The organism is Shewanella alkalitolerans, assembly GCF_019457575.1.
GTDB lineage: Bacteria > Pseudomonadota > Gammaproteobacteria > Enterobacterales > Shewanellaceae > Shewanella > Shewanella loihica.
The window spans coordinates 369183-385961 of the sequence record NZ_CP080422.1; the positions used below are offsets into that span (position 1 = coordinate 369183).

18 protein-coding genes are annotated in these 16779 nt (G+C 54.6%); 12 read left to right on the forward strand and 6 right to left on the reverse strand.

Features of this window, described 5'->3' with window-relative positions; genetic code table 11:
- Positions 1–444 precede the first annotated feature (444 nt).
- The 7 genes from lptM (at position 445) to K0J45_RS01690 (ending at position 5667) form a co-directional block, all read left to right on the forward strand.
- The gene (gene lptM, locus K0J45_RS01660) at positions 445–612 is read left to right on the forward strand and encodes an LPS translocon maturation chaperone LptM (protein WP_220043984.1); all 168 of its coding nucleotides are present in this window, start codon (positions 445–447) and stop codon (positions 610–612) included.
- A 5-nt stretch (positions 613–617) separates the two neighbouring features.
- Positions 618–1862 carry a diaminopimelate decarboxylase gene (gene lysA, locus K0J45_RS01665; RefSeq protein WP_220043985.1) on the forward strand — a complete coding sequence of 415 codons (1245 nt, stop codon included), beginning with the start codon at positions 618–620 and terminating at the stop codon, positions 1860–1862.
- A 37-nt stretch (positions 1863–1899) separates the two neighbouring features.
- Positions 1900–2739, forward strand: a complete 840-nt coding sequence (dapF, locus tag K0J45_RS01670) for a diaminopimelate epimerase (RefSeq protein WP_011864129.1) — start codon at positions 1900–1902, stop codon at positions 2737–2739.
- The gene (locus K0J45_RS01675; protein WP_041406294.1) at positions 2736–3374 is read left to right on the forward strand and encodes a DUF484 family protein; all 639 of its coding nucleotides are present in this window, start codon (positions 2736–2738) and stop codon (positions 3372–3374) included. Before dapF ends, K0J45_RS01675 begins: the two co-directional genes overlap by 4 nt.
- A 7-nt stretch (positions 3375–3381) precedes the next feature.
- Positions 3382–4275 carry a tyrosine recombinase XerC gene (gene xerC / locus K0J45_RS01680; protein WP_220043987.1) on the forward strand — a complete coding sequence of 298 codons (894 nt, stop codon included), beginning with the start codon at positions 3382–3384 and terminating at the stop codon, positions 4273–4275.
- Positions 4268–4990: an HAD-IA family hydrolase gene (locus K0J45_RS01685; RefSeq protein WP_220045190.1), complete on the forward strand. Its 723-nt coding sequence runs from the start codon at positions 4268–4270 to the stop codon at positions 4988–4990. Before xerC ends, K0J45_RS01685 begins: the two co-directional genes overlap by 8 nt.
- 101 nt (positions 4991–5091) lie before the next feature.
- Positions 5092–5667 (forward strand): HupE/UreJ family protein, encoded by a 576-nt coding sequence (locus tag K0J45_RS01690; protein WP_220043988.1) that lies wholly within the window; start codon positions 5092–5094, stop codon positions 5665–5667.
- Positions 5668–5764: 97 nt separating this feature from the next.
- Here K0J45_RS01690 and ric read toward each other — a convergent pair whose 3' ends face one another.
- The 4 genes from ric to prmA form a co-directional block, all read right to left on the reverse strand.
- Entirely contained in the window at positions 5765–6481 is a 717-nt protein-coding gene (ric, locus tag K0J45_RS01695) for an iron-sulfur cluster repair di-iron protein (RefSeq protein ID WP_220043989.1), read from the reverse strand.
- Positions 6482–6742: 261 nt separating this feature from the next.
- On the reverse strand, positions 6743–7048 hold the full coding sequence (fis, locus tag K0J45_RS01700) for a DNA-binding transcriptional regulator Fis (protein ID WP_011864135.1): 306 nt from the start codon (positions 7046–7048) through the stop codon (positions 6743–6745).
- A 17-nt stretch (positions 7049–7065) separates the two neighbouring features.
- Positions 7066–8034, reverse strand: coding sequence for a tRNA dihydrouridine synthase DusB (dusB, locus tag K0J45_RS01705; protein ID WP_144200097.1), 969 nt, complete (start codon positions 8032–8034; stop codon positions 7066–7068).
- A gap of 151 nt (positions 8035–8185) precedes the next feature.
- Positions 8186–9067, reverse strand: a complete 882-nt coding sequence (gene prmA / locus K0J45_RS01710) for a 50S ribosomal protein L11 methyltransferase (protein WP_011864137.1) — start codon at positions 9065–9067, stop codon at positions 8186–8188.
- 357 nt (positions 9068–9424) lie between these two features.
- Here prmA and K0J45_RS01715 point away from each other — a divergent pair, with 357 nt between their 5' ends.
- The 5 genes from K0J45_RS01715 (at position 9425) to K0J45_RS01735 (ending at position 14869) form a co-directional block, all read left to right on the forward strand.
- Positions 9425–10147, forward strand: a complete 723-nt coding sequence (locus tag K0J45_RS01715) for a fumarate reductase cytochrome b subunit (RefSeq protein ID WP_220043991.1) — start codon at positions 9425–9427, stop codon at positions 10145–10147.
- Between the two features lie 154 nt (positions 10148–10301).
- The gene (locus K0J45_RS01720; protein ID WP_144200093.1) at positions 10302–10973 is read left to right on the forward strand and encodes a fumarate reductase cytochrome b subunit; all 672 of its coding nucleotides are present in this window, start codon (positions 10302–10304) and stop codon (positions 10971–10973) included.
- Positions 10974–11019: 46 nt separating this feature from the next.
- Positions 11020–13026, forward strand: coding sequence for a fumarate reductase flavoprotein subunit (locus K0J45_RS01725; protein WP_220043992.1), 2007 nt, complete (start codon positions 11020–11022; stop codon positions 13024–13026).
- Positions 13023–13754 (forward strand): fumarate reductase iron-sulfur subunit, encoded by a 732-nt coding sequence (locus K0J45_RS01730; RefSeq protein ID WP_144200089.1) that lies wholly within the window; start codon positions 13023–13025, stop codon positions 13752–13754. The genes K0J45_RS01725 and K0J45_RS01730 overlap by 4 nt, the downstream gene beginning before the upstream one ends.
- Before the next feature lie 191 nt (positions 13755–13945).
- Complete coding sequence (locus tag K0J45_RS01735; RefSeq protein WP_011864142.1) at positions 13946–14869, forward strand: LysR family transcriptional regulator; 924 nt, start codon at positions 13946–13948, stop codon at positions 14867–14869.
- 75 nt (positions 14870–14944) lie between these two features.
- Here the strand turns inward: K0J45_RS01735 and rho are convergent, their stop codons facing one another.
- Together rho and trxA are read right to left on the reverse strand one after the other, a co-directional pair.
- Positions 14945–16210, reverse strand: a complete 1266-nt coding sequence (rho, locus tag K0J45_RS01740; protein ID WP_011864143.1) for a transcription termination factor Rho — start codon at positions 16208–16210, stop codon at positions 14945–14947.
- A 230-nt stretch (positions 16211–16440) separates the two neighbouring features.
- Positions 16441–16767, reverse strand: a complete 327-nt coding sequence (gene trxA / locus K0J45_RS01745; RefSeq protein WP_011864144.1) for a thioredoxin TrxA — start codon at positions 16765–16767, stop codon at positions 16441–16443.
- Between the last annotated feature and the right edge of the window lie 12 nt (positions 16768–16779).

Here is a 16779-nt window from a genome sequence, read left to right on the forward strand (position 1 = left end):
TGAGGTGAAGTTTGTCGCCTGGCGCCCGCCTCTCCCTCTGCTTTGCAGAAACTAAGGAGGTCGCCTGGGCTTACCAATGAATAAAAATATTCACATTCGGGGTTTTTAGCCTGGGTTAAGCTTGACGTTTTGGCCCTATCTCTGCAAACATCAGACAGACTCGATATTGGTTGTGCGCGGACGAGTCAGGCGAAGGGTAAGGGCCCCGTTTGAAGGCGATAAAGCGAGATTTTGCCGAGCAGGGAATTCGTTTGTTCAGGTGATGCCTGAGTTATGAAAAGTGGATTTTTATGGGGTTTAGCGGGGATTTATCCTGTTTGGGGTAAAAACCATCTTTTTCTCCCCCGCGAGCCAAGATAGTGCGTACAATCATGAGAAACATGATGAAAAAGGTACGGAGCCCTTCGGCTACCGTGTGTGATCCCCTCGAAACTGGAATGTCTGATGTTGAATAAGATGAAACCGATTTTACTTATGGTGTTGGCGAGCGCTGTGCTAAGCGGCTGCGGGCAGAAGGGGCCTCTGTATAAATCGCCAGCGCAAGAAGACAACCAGAAGCCGCAGGTGGAACAGCCCACACCAGCAACCGAGCAGAATAACAATAAGGATTAAGCCCAGTGGATCACTTTCTCTATCAACAAGATGAACTCTATGCCGAGCAATGTACCGTTGCCTCGCTTGCAGAAACCTATGGCACGCCACTCTATGTTTATTCGCGCGCGACTCTAGAGCGCCACTGGCATGCCTTCGACAATGCGGTCGCCGACCATCCCCATATGATCTGCTACGCGGTGAAGGCCAACTCGAATCTGGCGGTGTTGAATGTGTTAGCGCGTCTGGGCAGTGGCTTCGATATCGTCTCCGGCGGCGAGTTGGCAAGAGTATTAGAAGCCGGTGGTGAGGCGAGTAAGGTGGTCTTCTCTGGCGTCGGCAAGACAGTTGCCGAGATGGAGATGGCCCTGGAGGCGGGGATCTACTGCTTCAATGTCGAGTCGGCCGCCGAGCTCGAGCAGCTTAACCTGGTCGCCCTGAGGCTGGGCAAAGTCGCGCCAGTATCACTGAGGGTGAACCCTGATGTGGACGCCGGCACACACCCTTATATCTCAACCGGCTTGAAAGAGAACAAGTTTGGTATCGCCATGGAAGAGGCCGAGGCGATCTTCCTGCGGGCAAATGAATTGCCGGGCCTGGCGGTGAAGGGTGCCGATTGTCATATCGGTTCTCAGCTCACCGAGTTACAGCCTTTCCTCGATGCCATGGATCGCATGTTAGCCCTCATCGACCGTCTGGCCGAGCAGGGGGTGAAGATTGCTCATCTGGATGTGGGCGGCGGTCTGGGCGTGACCTATGATGGCGAGCAGCCGCCTGAGCCGAGTGCCTACGCCAGTGCCCTGCTTGGTAAACTCGCGGGACGCGACCTCAAGCTCATCTTCGAGCCGGGACGTGCCATTGCCGCCAATGCCGGTATCTTCGTGACTCAGGTGCTCTACCTCAAAGAGAACGCCGAGAAGAATTTCGCCCTGGTCGACGGCGCCATGAACGACCTGATTCGTCCCTCGCTGTATAGCGCCTGGCAGAAGATCATCCCTGTGGTTCCACGCCCAGGCGAGACCCGCCAATATGACGTGGTGGGCCCAGTGTGTGAGACGGGTGACTTCTTAGGCAAAGACAGGGCGCTCAACATCGAGGCCAAGGATCTGTTGGCGGTGCGCTCGTCGGGCGCCTATGGCTTTACCATGGCATCAAATTATAACTCTCGCCCCCGCGCCGCCGAGGTGATGGTGGATGGCGAACGTCATTATTTGGTGAGAGAGAGAGAAAAAGTCGCGCAATTATGGCAAGGTGAACAACTCCTCCCTTAAGCAGGGCTGGCCGGTTACTTTTTGAAGGAAAACACATTTGATCCATTTCACCAAGATGCACGGTTTAGGCAATGACTTTATGGTGGTCGATGGCGTGACGCAGAACGTCTATTTCTCGCCTGAGCAGATAAAGCGCTTAGCGGATCGCAACTTCGGCATCGGTTTCGATCAGCTCCTGTTGGTGGAGCCGCCCTATGATCCTGATCTGGATTTTCACTATCGCATCTTTAATGCCGATGGCAGCGAAGTCGAGCAGTGTGGCAATGGCGCCCGCTGTTTCGCGCGCTTCGTTAAGAGCAAGGGCTTAATCAATAAGCAGAAGATTAAGGTCAGTACCTCTTCTGGCAAGATGACCTTGCGCCTTGAACGTGACGGCAGCGTCACGGTCAACATGGGGATCCCTGTGCTGGAGCCGAGCCGCATCCCCTTTAATGCCAAGAAGGCGGAGAAGACCTACCTGCTGCAGGCCGATATGCCTGAGGGCATGCAGACCTTCCTCTGCGGCGCCGTGTCTATGGGTAATCCCCACTGCGTGCTCGAGGTCGACGACGTAGCCAACGCCGATGTTGAGCGGATAGGTTCACTGCTGACCAAGCATGAACGTTTCCCCAAGGGGGTGAACGTAGGTTTCATGCAGGTGGTCGATGCAAACCATATTAAACTTAGAGTGTATGAGCGCGGCGCGGCCGAAACCTTGGCCTGTGGCAGCGGCGCCTGTGCGGCCGTGGCCGTGGGCCAACTGCAAGGCAAGCTTGCCAGACGCGTGCGGGTCGACCTTCCTGGTGGTAGCTTAACCATTAACTGGGAAGGCGAGGGTAAGCCCCTATGGATGACGGGGCCTGCTGAACATGTATACGATGGACAGATACAGCAATGAATGATGCGATGAACAAAAAAGCCGAGTTGCCCTTCGATGAAGTCTTGATCCGCGAGTACCTGCTCGACAATCCAGACTTCTTCGCCCGCTATCCCGAGCTGTTGTTGGCGATGCGGATCCCCCATGAGCAGCGCGGCGCCGTCTCTCTGGTGGAGCGTCGTCAGGAGATGCTCAGATCCAGGGTGACTCAGCTGGAGGAGGAGATCACCTCCTTGCTGGCCATGGCCTCGCGTAACGAACAGATCTATATGTTCAATACCGCCTTGTCGCTCAAGCTGTTGCAGGCCGAAGATCTCGGTGACTTGCGGCAGATACTGTCGAGCGAGTTGCAGAAGCAGTTTCAGTTTACCCATGTCCGCCTGATCACTGTCCATGATATCGACAGTGAACTGTCGAACATCTGGAGCGAACGCCTGAAGCAGGGCTACTACTTCGGCCGTCTCACCCAAAACGAATCTAAGCGTCTGTTTGGCTGTGAGGTGGGCTCTGTGGCGCTGTCCCGCCTGTCACAGCAGTGTGGCCAGGTTATCTTTGCCATCGCCAGCCAAGACCCTATGCATTTCCATCCTGAAATGGATAACCTCTTGCTGGATCAGCTCAAACAGTTACTCGACCACCTGCTACCTAAGTTGTGAGGCCGTGATGTCTGACGACTGGGTGCAGGAATTTGTCTCATATCTGGTCAGTGAGCGGCAGCTCTCTCCCCATACGGTCAGAAACTATCGCTTCGAGCTCGAGCGGGTCGGCGAACTCCTCCCTGAGAATTTTATCTGGGCAGAGGTCAGCGACGAACAGCTGCAAGCCGTACTCAATAAACTGCACCGCAAGGGGCTGGGGCCTCGCTCCATCGCCCTGACGCTGTCGGCCCTCAAGCAATTTTGTCATTATCTGCTGCAAGAGGGCTTTATCAAAAAAGATCCCTGCCTGAACCTCAGCGCCCCCAAACAGCAAAAGCCCCTGCCTAAGAATATGGATCTCGATTCCGTGACTCATCTTCTGTCTATCGAGGGGGACGATCCGCTGGCGTTGCGGGATAAGGCGATCATGGAGCTGTTCTACTCTTCTGGCCTGCGTCTGGCTGAGTTGGCGGCCCTGGATACTCGAGATATCGCCAGTGGCGAGCATCAGGTCAAGGTCATGGGTAAGGGCAGCAAGGAGCGTATCGTGCCCATTGGCCGCATGGCACTGAGTGCCATCGACGACTGGCTCAAGGTGCGCTCACTTTTGCCCTGTGAAGACGACGCCCTGTTTGTCACCGCCAAGGGCAAACGCCTCGCCCACAGGAGCATACAGGCAAGGCTAAACAAGTGGGGTCAGCAGCAGGGGCTCAATGCCCGGGTGCATCCCCATAAGCTGCGCCACTCCTTTGCAACCCATATGCTGGAATCTAGCGCCGATCTCAGGGCGGTGCAGGAACTGCTGGGGCACGCCAACCTGTCGACGACTCAGGTCTACACCAGCCTGGACTTTCAACACCTAGCCAAGGTCTACGACGGCGCCCATCCCAGGGCGAAGAAGCGAGGTGGTAATGGTTAATGTGGCCATAGGTCTGCGACCCTTTAAGGCGATCAGTTTCGATCTGGACGATACCCTGTATGACAACCGGCCCATCATCATGGCCGCCGAGCAGCGCCTGCTAAGCTATTTGGCTGAATGTCATCCATTGACCCAAGATTGGGGCCTGGATGATTGGCAGGCATTGAAGCGCAGCCTGATAAGACAGTGCCCAAGCCTGGCCCATGACACGTCGGCGGCGCGCCTAGTGACCCTGGAGCAGGGGCTGATAACCTTAGGTTACGCTAAGACGCAGGCGGGAGAGGCGGCGCAGCAGGCCCTGGCCTACTTTGTCGAGCAGCGCTCCGACTTTACCGTCGCGCCCGAGGTCGTTGCTAAGCTCACTCGTCTGGCGCGGCACTATCCCTTGGTTGGCATCACCAACGGTAATGTCGATGCCCAGCGGATTGGGCTGGGTGAGGTGCTGGAGTTTGTCCTGCATCCCGGTAACGGCACCCGCATGAAGCCCTATCCCGACATGTTCTATCAGGCCTGCCAACGGCTGGATATCGGCTGTCATGAGCTCTTGCACCTTGGCGACAGCTTTAAGGCCGATGTTCAGGGGGCTCGTCGCGCGGGTTGCCAGGCCGCCTGGCTGAATCCGGCCTTCGATAGAGAGCCAAGTGAGCCTGGTTTGGGCTGTTTGCCTCATTTTACCTGTACAGATCTTGACGATCTGCTGGCCCTTATCGACTAGGCTCGTCAGTCACTTATTTGTACTTTTCGGCTAACCATCACAGTCAGTTAACCTTAATTCCTCTATTGTCAGCACTCATATTTCAAGGATAGAGAGGATATATGCGTACAAGGTTACTTCCCCTTTTGCTGCTGGCGTGGACGACGCCGGTATTTGCCCATGGGATCACCCATGGTGCGGGCTTCATGACCGGCTTTAATCATCCGGTGCTTGGTTTCGATCACCTGCTGGCCATGCTGAGTGTGGGCCTGTTGAGTACCCAGTTGGGTGGTCGGGCGATCTGGACGGTACCGCTGGCCTTTATGGCCTTCATGTTAGTCGGGGGCATCCTTGGCCTCTACGGTGTGGCTTTGCCCTGGGTTGAGCTGGGGATCGCCCTGTCTGTGTTGCTGCTTGGTCTGGCCATCGCCTTGGGCAGACATATTCCGTTGCTGCTCGCCATGGGGTTTGTGGGGCTGTTTGCTATCTTTCATGGTCATGCCCACGGCGCCGAGATGCCGGCCTTAGCCAGCCCAGTGCTGTATGCGCTTGGTTTCCTCACGGGAACCGCTGTGATCCATCTGCTCGGTGTGGCGCTGGGCATCATAATGCAGCAGCTGAGCCGTAAGGTGCCGCTGCTGCGTCTCAGTGGCGGCGTGATCGCCTTGGTCGGTGGATATCTGATTGTTGGTGTCTAGGCCACCGATTGGATAGGGGCGCCGATTGCTGCGCCCCTTCTCCTACCAAGTTGTAAATAGCTATGTTTTAAATAGCGATGTTTTAGATGGCTGTGTTTTAAATAGCCAGGGTCTTAGGGAAGAGGATGTTGTTCTCGATATGTATGTGCTGCTGCAGATCGGCGACAAACTCCTTCAGGGTGGCGTAGCAGATGCGCCAGGTGGTGCAGGCGTGGGCCGGCGGCGTGAAGTCGTTGGTGAGGGCTCTTAGGCGCTCGACAATCTCGCTGGCCTCATCGTGCTCATGTTCCATGGCGTTGATGGGGTTGCCTATGTGCCCGAAACAGCCACTCACCTGTTCGCCCGCAGCCATGGCGCGGATGGCGGGGAAGAGGATCTGCTCCTCCTTCATCAGGTGCGGCATGAGATCTTCTATCAGGGCACGCACCCAGCCGGCAAAGGGCTTTATCTCATCATAATGCTCGCCGTGGGCGCGTACCATCTTCTGACTATATTCGATAAGCAGTGGCGCCTTGTCTCGCACATAGTCGTGGTGTGTCGCCTCAATGTAGTCGATCAGCTCGCCTAAGGGTAACTGATTCAGGCTATCCTCTTGCATCCCTTCCGCCTTCACGGCCTGGAGCGCCGCCTCTACCTCCACCAGGGCGATGCCCGCTCGATCACAGGCCTTTGCCAGGGTGCGCCTGCCGCCGCAGCAGAAATCGATACCAAATTGGCTGAAGACGTGGGCACGTCGAAAGTCGCCGGCCACTAGGCTGCCAACCGTCTCTTCGGCAAATTCTGAGGCCAACGGGGACTGTGTAGATAAAGACATGGTGACTCCAATTTAAAAGCTGCATTTTATAAGTGCGTTTAGATGGTAGAGAGGTTACCGGGTAAATTCAACGTAAACTTGAGTGTTTTACTCGGGATTGTTGGTTTAGTTGAGGCAGATCATGATTTCACGTTAAGCCGTGGGCGCAAGGTGAGGGATTGATTGCAGAGTTGTGTGGCGGAGCGGGGAATGAAGCGGCTTAAAGCAAAACGGGCTCACCATCGCTGGCGAGCCCGTTCAATACAGCTGACTAAGAAAGTCTTAGTTCATGCCATACTTCTTTAATTTCTTACGCAGAGTACCACGGTTGATGCCTAGCATGTTGGCCGCGCGAGTCTGGTTACCACGAGTGTGTTGCATGATGATATCTAGTAGAGGTGCTTCAACTTCACATAACACCATTTCATAAACTTCTTCGGCTTCCTGGCCGTCCATTTGAGCGAAAAAGTTAGTTACTGCGCGCTTCACTGCGTCACGAAGTAACTGAGGCTTGATAGTGCCGTTAGCGGTTTCGATTTTGCCTACGGTAAGCTGATGAGCTTCTGGTTGAGTTGTCTGATCAAACATTCGTATTCTGCTCTTTATTAATTCTTTACTAATTCATCAAAATAACGCTCCAACATGGAACGTTGTTCTTCAACAGTTTCTAGCCGATTGAAGTCGGCTCTGAAAGATCTCTGCGCTTCTTGGTCCAGATACCATCCAACATGCTTTCTGGCGATACGTAACCCTTTGTATTCGCCATATAATGCATATAAATTCTTGAGGTGTTCCAGCATCACTTGACGCTTTTCGTCCACTTCAATGGGCGCTAGCTTATTACCTGTTTCCAAGTAATGTTGGATCTCTCTGAATAGCCAAGGCCGTCCTTGAGCGCCTCTTCCTATCATCACGGCATCTGCGCCCGTGTAGTCCAGCACGTAACGTGCCTTCTCCGGGGTACAGATATCGCCATTTGCGACAACTGGAATAGAGACATTCTGTTTAATCGCACGAATCGTGTCGTACTCGGCGTCGCCTTTGTACATGCATTGTCGCGTACGGCCATGGACCGCGAGCGAGGCAATGCCACAATCTTGCGCAATTTGGGCTATGTGAACCCCATTTCGGTGTTCGGGTGCCCATCCGGTGCGAATCTTCAGGGTGACAGGTACATCCACAGCGGCAACGACAGCCTGTAAAATCGCTTTTACCAGCTCTGGTTGCTGCAGTAGTGCCGAACCTGCCAACTTCTTATTCACTTTTTTTGCAGGACACCCCATGTTGATATCGATGATCTGTGCGCCCTGTTGTACGTTGACAAGGGCGGCATGGGCCATCATATCGGGGTCGGCACCTGCAATTTGTACTGAGCGAATCCCATCTTCACCAGCGTGTGCCATGCGCTGTCGGCTCTTGTCCGTGTCCCAGACCTCGGGATTGGACGAAAGCATCTCAGATACAGCCAGGGCGGCGCCGTAGCGTAAACAGAGATTTCGGAAGGGTTGGTCGGTGACTCCTGCCATAGGAGCCACGATCAGCTGATTCTTCAGTTGATAGGGTCCAATCTGCATTAATCATCACACCTTGCGCTTCAAAGGGGCGCTATAGTACGCCTTTTTCAAGCCTGTGAAAAGGTCAATAAATGACCTGAGAGCAACTTTTTTGCTTGACTTTTGCGAGGTGAGAAGTCTGTGGCGGCCTTGCGGCCGCTGGCTTTTACCCCTATTTGCGTCTGCCTGTCAAGCGGCTCCAATCCTCTTTGTGAACTGGTGCGTCCATGTCAAACCACTGGGCATAATGCTGGCTGATCTCGTCGGCCTGTTCTTTTAACAGGCCTGAGAGTGCCAGCAGGCCACCGGGCTGAACTTTCTCCGCGATCAGCGGTGCCAGTTCGCGCAGCGGGCCGGCAAGAATGTTGGCCACCAGAACCTCTGCCTTAAGATCGGCAGGCTGGTCTTCTGGAAGATAGAGGTCGAGCTTGTCGGCCACCTGGTTGCGCTCGGCGTTAGCCTTAGAGGCATCGATCGCCTGGTAGTCGATGTCGATACCTGTGACCTTGGCGGCGCCTAATTTAAGCGCGGCGACCGCGAGAATGCCTGAGCCGCAGCCAAAATCAATCGCTTCTTTACCTTGTAAGTCCAGGCCATCTAACCATTCTAGGCACAGGGCGGTAGTAGGATGGGTGCCGGTGCCGAAGGCCAGGCCGGGATCCAGCATGACGTTGACCGCTTCTGGGTCGGGTACTTCGCGCCAGCTTGGGCAGATCCATAGGCGACGACCAAATTGGATAGGGTGGAAGTTGTCCATCCACTCTCTTTCCCAGTCCTTGTCTTCGACCTGCTCTATCTTATGGCTAAAGTCGGCACCTAAATAAGGTTGCAGCTTGAGCATCTCCACCACGGGCGCCAGATCATAGTCGGCCTCGAACAGGGCGGTGATCACTGTGTGGCTCCACAGCGGGGTCTCACCCAGGTTAGGCTCGTAGATTGGGGTGTCTTTACCATCTTCATAGGTGATCGACAGGGAACCCAGCTCCATCAGCATGTCGCTGAGCTGCTCGGCGTGTTGGTTATCTGTGTCTATCTTTAACTGGATCCAGGCCATGGGATCTTCTCTCTAAGGTCAATATAAGGTCAATAATGGCCCTATTGTAAACCAAGCCTAAGGCAAAGGCCGAGGAATCTGTGCCGAAACTGAGATTTGGGGGATTTAGCATCTAAATTCAATCGGTTATTTCGCCTCGGTTTCGATTGGTTGTATTGTTTGAAATAGGTGTTTAAATTACTGATTATTATTGGTTAATTGGTTTTACCTTTGTTTCGTTGTGGGCAGATTGTTTGTGATCGACGTCAAATGTTCCACCTTAGCAGGGTGAGGTGTCTCACGCTTTTCAGCTGTCCGTATAGGCAGCTAAAAACTTGTTGGTATGGTGTAGATCCCGACACTAGGCGCAGAAAGATCATGAAGGTTAACAGCTTGCAGTACCAACACACACATTACGCTGCTTTGGGCAGTCCCTGGTCAGCCAAGGCTGACAGAATACAGAGTGCCACCGGCATCTTATTGGGATGTTTTTTGCTGGCGCATCTGCACTTCGAGTCGAGCATTCTCTTCGGTAAAGAGACCTTCTATCACGTGGTGCAGTTCCTTGAAGGCGGCATGTTTAGTGATGATGGTCACGGCATGCCGATAGTGACTAAGGTGTTCTCTATCTTCATCATGCTGGTTGTGATGCTGCATGCGGCGGTGGCGCTGCGTCGTTTCCCGGCCCAGCTTGGCCAATGGCGCGCGCTGCGTAATCACATGCAGGGGATCAAGCATAAAGACAGCCACGCCTGGTTCTGGCAGCTGGTAACAGGCTTCATCCTGTTCTTCCTGGCGCCGGTGCACATCTTTACCATGATAACCAACCCGGAGATCGGCCCCCATCTGTCGGCCGAGCGTGTCTATCACGCCAATGCCTGGTTGCTCTACGCCCTGTTGTTGCCCGCCGTGGTGGTCCACGCCATGATAGGCCTCTACCGTGTGGCGGTGAAGTGGGGGCTTATCCGTCACCGTAAGGGGCTGAGAAAGGCGATCAAGGTGTTGATCATCTATCTGATGACCCTGGGCATCTTGAGCCTCATCTCCTACATCATGATAGGCAGATCACTCGTCTTGCCAATTACGCCATTTGTGCCATAAATGTGTAGGCGTGGGGTAGATTAGCAAATTATAAAATATCGGATTGTGTTTTGATCTATCTCACGGTTTCAGTTGGGTTTGTGAGCGACATTAAGGCTAGCTGTTTTTAAATCTGTTTGTCTCGCACTTTTCCCCACTTTTCACAGGAGTGCCTATGTCGCTGGCGAAGAAAAATAATAATGTAAGCGGTTGGCTCGATATGAGCCAGAGTGTCTCTGGCGTCATCTTGGCCTTGTTCCTCTGGACACATCTGGTGTTGGTCTCCTCCATCCTGTTGGGGGCCGATGCCATGACATTTGTGGCACGCACCATGGAGCTGAGCTTCCTCAGTGCCGATGGCCATGGTTACCCCTGGGTGGTGTCGGGCATCGCCATCATAGTGGCGCTACTGGCGCTAATCCATGTGTTGGTTGCCGTGCATAAGATGCCGCTGAATCTGCAACAGCAGCGGGCATTGCGCCAGCAGATGAGCGTGATCCACCATGACGATACCAAGCTGTGGGTGTGGCAGGCGATCACAGGTGTGGGGATCTTCCTGCTGCTGCCCGTGCATCTTTGGTTGATCGGCAGCGCGCCGGAAACCATAGGCCCTGTGGGCAGCGCCGACCGTATCTGGAACCAAGGGGTCTGGATGGTTTATCTGCCCTTGCTTCTGTGTGTCGAGTTACATGCCGCCATCGGCATCTATCGCGTGGCCATTAAGTGGGGCGCCAAGCGCGCCATCGACGCCCGTGCCCGAATTAAAAAAATAAAAACCATAGTGAGTGTGGTGTTTGTGGTGATAGGTCTGGCCTCTCTGCTCGCCTTCCTGCCCTACGCCAGCTAACCCATTAGACGCTAATTTGATCTCTTATCCCTCGTAAGGAGCAAGTGTGAAACTGATATATACCGATTCTTTAGTCGTGGGCGCCGGACTGGCGGGACTAAGGGTCGCCATCGCCTCGAAGGAACGCGGCCTGGATACCCTGGTGCTGTCATTGATCCCCGCCAAGCGTTCCCATTCGGCCGCGGCCCAGGGCGGCATGCAGGCTAGTTTGGGCAATACCGTCAAAGGCATGGGAGACGATGAAGATGTACATTTCCAAGATACGGTAAAGGGATCGGACTGGGGCTGTGATCAGGAAGTGGCGCGCATGTTTGCTCATTGTGCCCCCAAGGCGGTGCGTGAACTGGCGAACTGGGGCGTGCCCTGGACGCGGGTCACCAAGGGGCCGCGTCAGGTGGTGGTAAACGCCGAGAAGGTCACCATCGAAGAGGCCGAGGAGGCCCATGGCCTGATCAACGCCCGCGACTTTGGCGGCACCAAGAAGTGGCGCACCTGCTATACCGCTGATGGTACCGGTCACTCGCTACTCTACGCCGTAGATAACAAGGCGATCTCCCTGGATATTCCAGTACACGAAAGGGTCGAGGCGCTGGCGCTGATCCACGATGGCAAGCGTTGCCATGGGGTGGTGGCCAGATGCCTGATCACGGGTGAGCTGCGCGCCTATGTGGCCAAGTCCACCACTATCGCCACCGGCGGCTATGGCCGTATCTATGAGGTCTCCACCAATGCGATCATCTGTGAGGGGATAGGCCAGGCGTTGGCGCTGGAAACCGGTGTGGCGACCCTGGGTAACATGGAGGCGGTGCAGTTCCACCCGACGGCGATTGTGCCTGTGGGGATCCTCACCACCGAAGGTTGCCGCGGTGACGGCGGCCTGCTCAGAGACAAAGATGGCCACCGTTTCATGCCTGACTATGAGCCGGAGAAGAAGGAGCTGGCCTCGCGGGACGTAGTGTCGCGCCGCATGACAGAACATATGCGCAAGGGTAAGGGGGTCGATAGCCCCTACGGGCCGCACCTCTGGCTCGATATCACCCTGCTTGGTCGCAAGCATGTGGAGACCAACCTGCGTGAGGTGAAGGAGATCTGTGAGAACTTCCTCGGCATAGATCCCGCGGAAGATTGGATCCCTGTGCGTCCGACCCAGCACTACTCCATGGGCGGTATACGTACCGATGCCAAGGGGCAGAGTCCACAGCTAAAGGGGCTGTTCAGTGTGGGTGAGGCGGCCTGTTGGGACATGCATGGCTTTAACCGCCTGGGGGGCAATTCGCTGGCAGAGACAGTAGTGGGCGGCATGATCATCGGCAAGTATGTGGCCGACTTCTGTGAAGAGAACACCCTGGAGATAGACACCTCGCTGGCCGAGCGCTTCGTGGCTCAGGTACGAGATGAGATAGATAGCTTGGTCGAGGGGCAGGGCAACGAGTCTGCCTATGAGCTTAAGCGCGAGATGCAGCGCATCATGATGGACTATGTGGGCATCTTCCGTAATGGCCCAGAGCTGACCAAGGCGGTCGAGGAGCTAGAGGCTCTGCTGATCCGCTCGCGTAACTTGGGCCTTAAGTGCAAGAAGCGTCATGCCAACCCAGAGCTGGTGGAGGCGCTAAGAGTCAAGCGTATGCTCAAGGTGGCGTTAACGGTTGCCTGCGGCGCCGAGGCGCGCACCGAGAGTCGCGGCGCCCACGCCCGTGAAGATTATCCGCAGCGTAACGATAAAGAGTGGCTCAACCGCACGCTCTCCTCCTGGCCGAGCGTGGATGCTACCCGTCCTCAGCTGGATTACGAACAGCTGGATGTGATGAAGATGGAGCTGCCACCTGGCTATCGCGGCTATGGTATCAATAACGCCATCGCCCATCCGGACACAGAGAAGCGTGAGAAACAGATAGTCGAGATCTTGAGTAACCTGGGTGAGGATGCCGACCGCCATGAGCGCCAGCACGCGCTGATGCCGTTTGAGGTGCCAGAATCCCTTAGAGAGAAGAATGAGCGTTTGCATGATAAGCCGCTCGGAAACAGACAGCAGCTTGGAGAAGAAAGCAAATGAGTCAGGGTCGTACACTAACCTTTAATATCTTCCGTTATGATCCTCAGATGCCGGACGATAAGCCCAAGATGGTCAAGTATCAGCTGGAAGAGGCGCCGGGCATGACAGTGTTTATCGCGCTGAACATGCTGCGTGAGCAGCAGGATCCGTCACTGCAGTTCGATTTCGTCTGCCGCGCCGGGATCTGCGGTAGCTGCGCCATGGTGATCAACGGTTATCCCACCTTGGCCTGTCGCACCCTGACCAGCAAGTATCCTAAAGGGGAGATCACCCTGATGCCGCTGCCGGGTTTCGAGCTTATTGGTGACCTGTCGGTCAACACGGGTAAGTTTATGCGTGAGCTGGCGGAACGTCTCAAGCTGTGGCTGCACCCGAGAAACGATGAGGCGGACATTCACCGCATCGAGGCGCCCATGGATCCCGAGGAGGCGGCCAAGCTCTATGAGCTGGAGCGCTGCGTCGAATGTGGTGTGTGTGTCTCGGCCTGTGCCACTAAGCAGATGCGCGACACTTTCGTCGGGGCCGTCGGCATGATGAAGATCGCCCGTTTCGAGCTCGACAGTCGCGATGCCCGCAGCGTGGAAGACTTCTATCACGTGATAGGCAATCAGGATGGGGTATTTGGTTGCATGACCCTGCTGGGCTGTCAGGACAACTGTCCTAAAGACCTGCCGCATATGCAGCAGATCGCCTATCTCAGACGTAAGATGGCGACCGCTTTGGTATAAGCCTATAACGCTTAGTCGATTGCACCATCCTTCACAAGAAGCCTGCCCGAGCAGGCTTTTTTCTTGGCACCAAATCCACCACTTGGCTTACTTTTATCAAAAATATTTTGATAAAAGTAAGGTTTTTAGCCAGTCTATGCTTAATAGAAATTCACTCAAAGAGAGTGCCGAACGCGGCGGGGAAACAGGCGATGCAGGTCAATGATCTATTGTTATTTGTAAGGGTCGCCGACTGCGGCAGCCTGAGCGGCGCGGCGGTGGAGCTGGAGATTTCCGCGGCGGTGGCCAGCGCCAGCCTGAAGCGGCTGGAGAAGGAGCTGGATACCGTGCTCTTCATCCGCAGCACCCGCAGCCTGAGGCTGACCGACGCCGGCGAGCGTTATCTCAGCTATTGTCGTCGGGCGCTGGAGGACCTGCGTCTCGGCGAGCAGGCGCTGGCCTGCGCCAAGTCGCAGATTGCCGGCAAGCTGAGTGTGGCCCTGCCGTCCGATGCCGGGCGCAACTATATTCTGCCCTGGCTGGATCATCTGATGGACGAATATCCCAGGTTACAGCTGAGGCTGCATCTCGCCGACAGCCTGACCAACTTCTATCACGACAAGATAGATGTTGCCCTGCGTAGCGGCACCCCAAAGGATTCTAGCCTGGTGGCCTTTAAGATCTGCTCGGCCCAGCGCATCCTGTGTGCCTCGCCCGAGTATATTGCTGTCCATGGCCGCCCCGAAACCCTAAGCGATCTAGAGAAGCATAACTGCTTGTTTTTCATGTTAGATGAGAAGACCCACGACCAATGGTGTTTCTATCGCGACGGTCAGAGTCACAGGGTGAGGGTGTCGGGCAATCGCACCTGTAACGACGCCGAAGTCGCCCGCAAGTGGGCGTTGGCGGGCAAGGGGATCGTCTACAAGTCATCCCTAGATCTGGCGGATGACCTGGCCAGCGGCGCCCTGGTGCCGCTACTGACCCAGTACAGCGGCGAGAGCGCCGATCTCTATCTTGTGTGCCCCGGGCGCCAACATGTGACGCCTCTGGTGCTGACCCTGAGGGAGCATCTGCGCCAGCGCTGCCAGCAGCGCGCCAAGCGCCTCGCCGCGGCTTTTACTCAGCAGGCATAAAAAAAGCCGCATCTTTGCGGCTTTTTTATCGATAACATTTTAAGACTAATATTAGGACTTATATTAAGACTTATATTAAGATTTGGCGCGTTTCATCGCGGTGAAGAACTCTTCGTTGGTCTTGGTCATGGCCAGCTTGTCGATGAGGAACTCCATGCCGCTGACTTCGTCCATCGGATTGAGGATCTTACGCAGGATCCACATCTTCTGTAGCTCGTCCGGTGTGGTCAGCTTCTCTTCGCGACGGGTACCCGAGCGGTTGAAGTCGATGGCAGGGAAGACGCGCTTCTCGGCGGCCTTACGAGACAGATGCAGTTCCTGGTTACCCGTACCCTTAAATTCTTCGTAGATCACTTCGTCCATCTTAGAACCGGTATCGACCAGCGCGGTGGCGATAATGGTCAGGCTGCCGCCGTGTTCGATGTTACGTGCGGCGCCGAAGAAGCGCTTAGGACGATGCAGTGCGTTGGCGTCAACACCACCGGTAAGTACCTTACCTGACGAAGGAATCACTGTGTTGTACGCGCGCGCCAGACGGGTGATAGAGTCGAGCAGGATCACTACGTCTTTCTTGTGTTCAACCAAACGCTTGGCCTTCTCGATAACCATCTCGGCTACCTGTACGTGACGGCTGGCGGGCTCGTCGAAGGTAGAGGCAACCACTTCACCCTTCACCAGGCGTTGCATCTCGGTCACTTCTTCCGGACGTTCGTCGATCAGCAGTACCATGAGCACAACTTCTGGGTTGTTGTAGGTGATGCTCTGGGCAATGTTTTGCAGCAGCAAGGTCTTACCTGCCTTCGGCGGCGCTACGATCAGACCACGTTGGCCCTTACCGATTGGCGAGCAGAGGTCGAGAATACGGGCGGTAATATCTTCGGTTGAACCGTTACCACGTTCCATTCGGATACGTTCTTCTGCATGAAGTGGGGTTAAGTTTTCGAAGAGGATCTTGCTGCGGGAGTTTTCGGGTTTGTCGAAGTTGACTTCACTGACTTTCAGTAGCGCGAAATAACGTTCACCTTCTTTCGGGGGACGGATTTTACCAAAAATGGTATCACCGGTGCGCATGTTGAAGCGGCGAATTTGACTCGGTGAAACATAGATATCGTCTGGACCTGCCAGGTAAGAACCGTCTGCGCTACGAAGGAAACCAAAACCATCTTGCAGGATTTCGAGTACCCCGCCACCGAAAATATCTTCACCGCTTTTGGCGTGGGCTTTAAGGATTGCGAAAATAATGTCCTGTTTGCGGGCTCGGGCCATGTTCTCGATTTTCATATCCTGAGCCAGAATGACTAGGTCTGAAATCGACTTCTCTTTTAATTCTGATAAATTCATCGTGGTGGGTCTTGTATATTGCGAGACAAAGCTATTTTGGGACTAATAGCATAAAGTTGTTTGGATATTAATCGAAATAGCGAGGTGTGGTTAATGAGAAAGTTTCTGGTTATTAAAGTAGCACTATAGGAGCAGGGCGTCTAGAAATTTAGCGACCCTCGACACAATTACTTGACCAAGCTGTGTCGAGAATCACTTTCTATGACAAAAATGTCATAGGGGTCGAAGCATTATAGTTGTGCGTCGATGAACTCTTTAAGTTGAGTCTTAGAAAGGGCGCCTACTTTAGTGTCGGCTAGCTCACCATTCTTGAACAGAAGCAGTGTTGGAATGCCACGCACGCCGTACTTAGCCGGAGAGGCGTTGTTTTGGTCTACGTTTAGCTTAGCGATAGTTACCTTACCGGCATATTCGTCTGCAACGTCATCCAGGATTGGGGCGATCATTTTACAAGGGCCGCACCATTCTGCCCAGAAATCAACGAGGACTGGCAGGTCTGATTTTAAAACGTCGTTTTCAAAGCTGTCGTCGCTTAGGGTAATAATTTTATCGCTCATGATGTTCTCCAG

Coding starts and splice junctions, on each gene's coding strand:
- K0J45_RS01715 (WP_220043991.1), top strand. CDS start 9,425: ATGAAGGTTAACAGCTTGCAGTACCAACACACACATTACGCTGCTTTG.
- dusB (WP_144200097.1), bottom strand. CDS start 8,034: ATGCAGATTGGACCCTATCAACTGAAGAATCAGCTGATCGTGGCTCCT.
- rho (WP_011864143.1), bottom strand. CDS start 16,210: ATGAATTTATCAGAATTAAAAGAGAAGTCGATTTCAGACCTAGTCATT.
- K0J45_RS01730 (WP_144200089.1), top strand. CDS start 13,023: ATGAGTCAGGGTCGTACACTAACCTTTAATATCTTCCGTTATGATCCT.
- ric (WP_220043989.1), bottom strand. CDS start 6,481: ATGTCTTTATCTACACAGTCCCCGTTGGCCTCAGAATTTGCCGAAGAG.
- K0J45_RS01690 (WP_220043988.1), top strand. CDS start 5,092: ATGCGTACAAGGTTACTTCCCCTTTTGCTGCTGGCGTGGACGACGCCG.
- K0J45_RS01720 (WP_144200093.1), top strand. CDS start 10,302: ATGTCGCTGGCGAAGAAAAATAATAATGTAAGCGGTTGGCTCGATATG.
- prmA (WP_011864137.1), bottom strand. CDS start 9,067: ATGGCCTGGATCCAGTTAAAGATAGACACAGATAACCAACACGCCGAG.
- K0J45_RS01685 (WP_220045190.1), top strand. CDS start 4,268: ATGGTTAATGTGGCCATAGGTCTGCGACCCTTTAAGGCGATCAGTTTC.
- xerC (WP_220043987.1), top strand. CDS start 3,382: ATGTCTGACGACTGGGTGCAGGAATTTGTCTCATATCTGGTCAGTGAG.
- K0J45_RS01735 (WP_011864142.1), top strand. CDS start 13,946: ATGCAGGTCAATGATCTATTGTTATTTGTAAGGGTCGCCGACTGCGGC.
- lptM (WP_220043984.1), top strand. CDS start 445: ATGTTGAATAAGATGAAACCGATTTTACTTATGGTGTTGGCGAGCGCT.
- K0J45_RS01675 (WP_041406294.1), top strand. CDS start 2,736: ATGAATGATGCGATGAACAAAAAAGCCGAGTTGCCCTTCGATGAAGTC.
- trxA (WP_011864144.1), bottom strand. CDS start 16,767: ATGAGCGATAAAATTATTACCCTAAGCGACGACAGCTTTGAAAACGAC.
- fis (WP_011864135.1), bottom strand. CDS start 7,048: ATGTTTGATCAGACAACTCAACCAGAAGCTCATCAGCTTACCGTAGGC.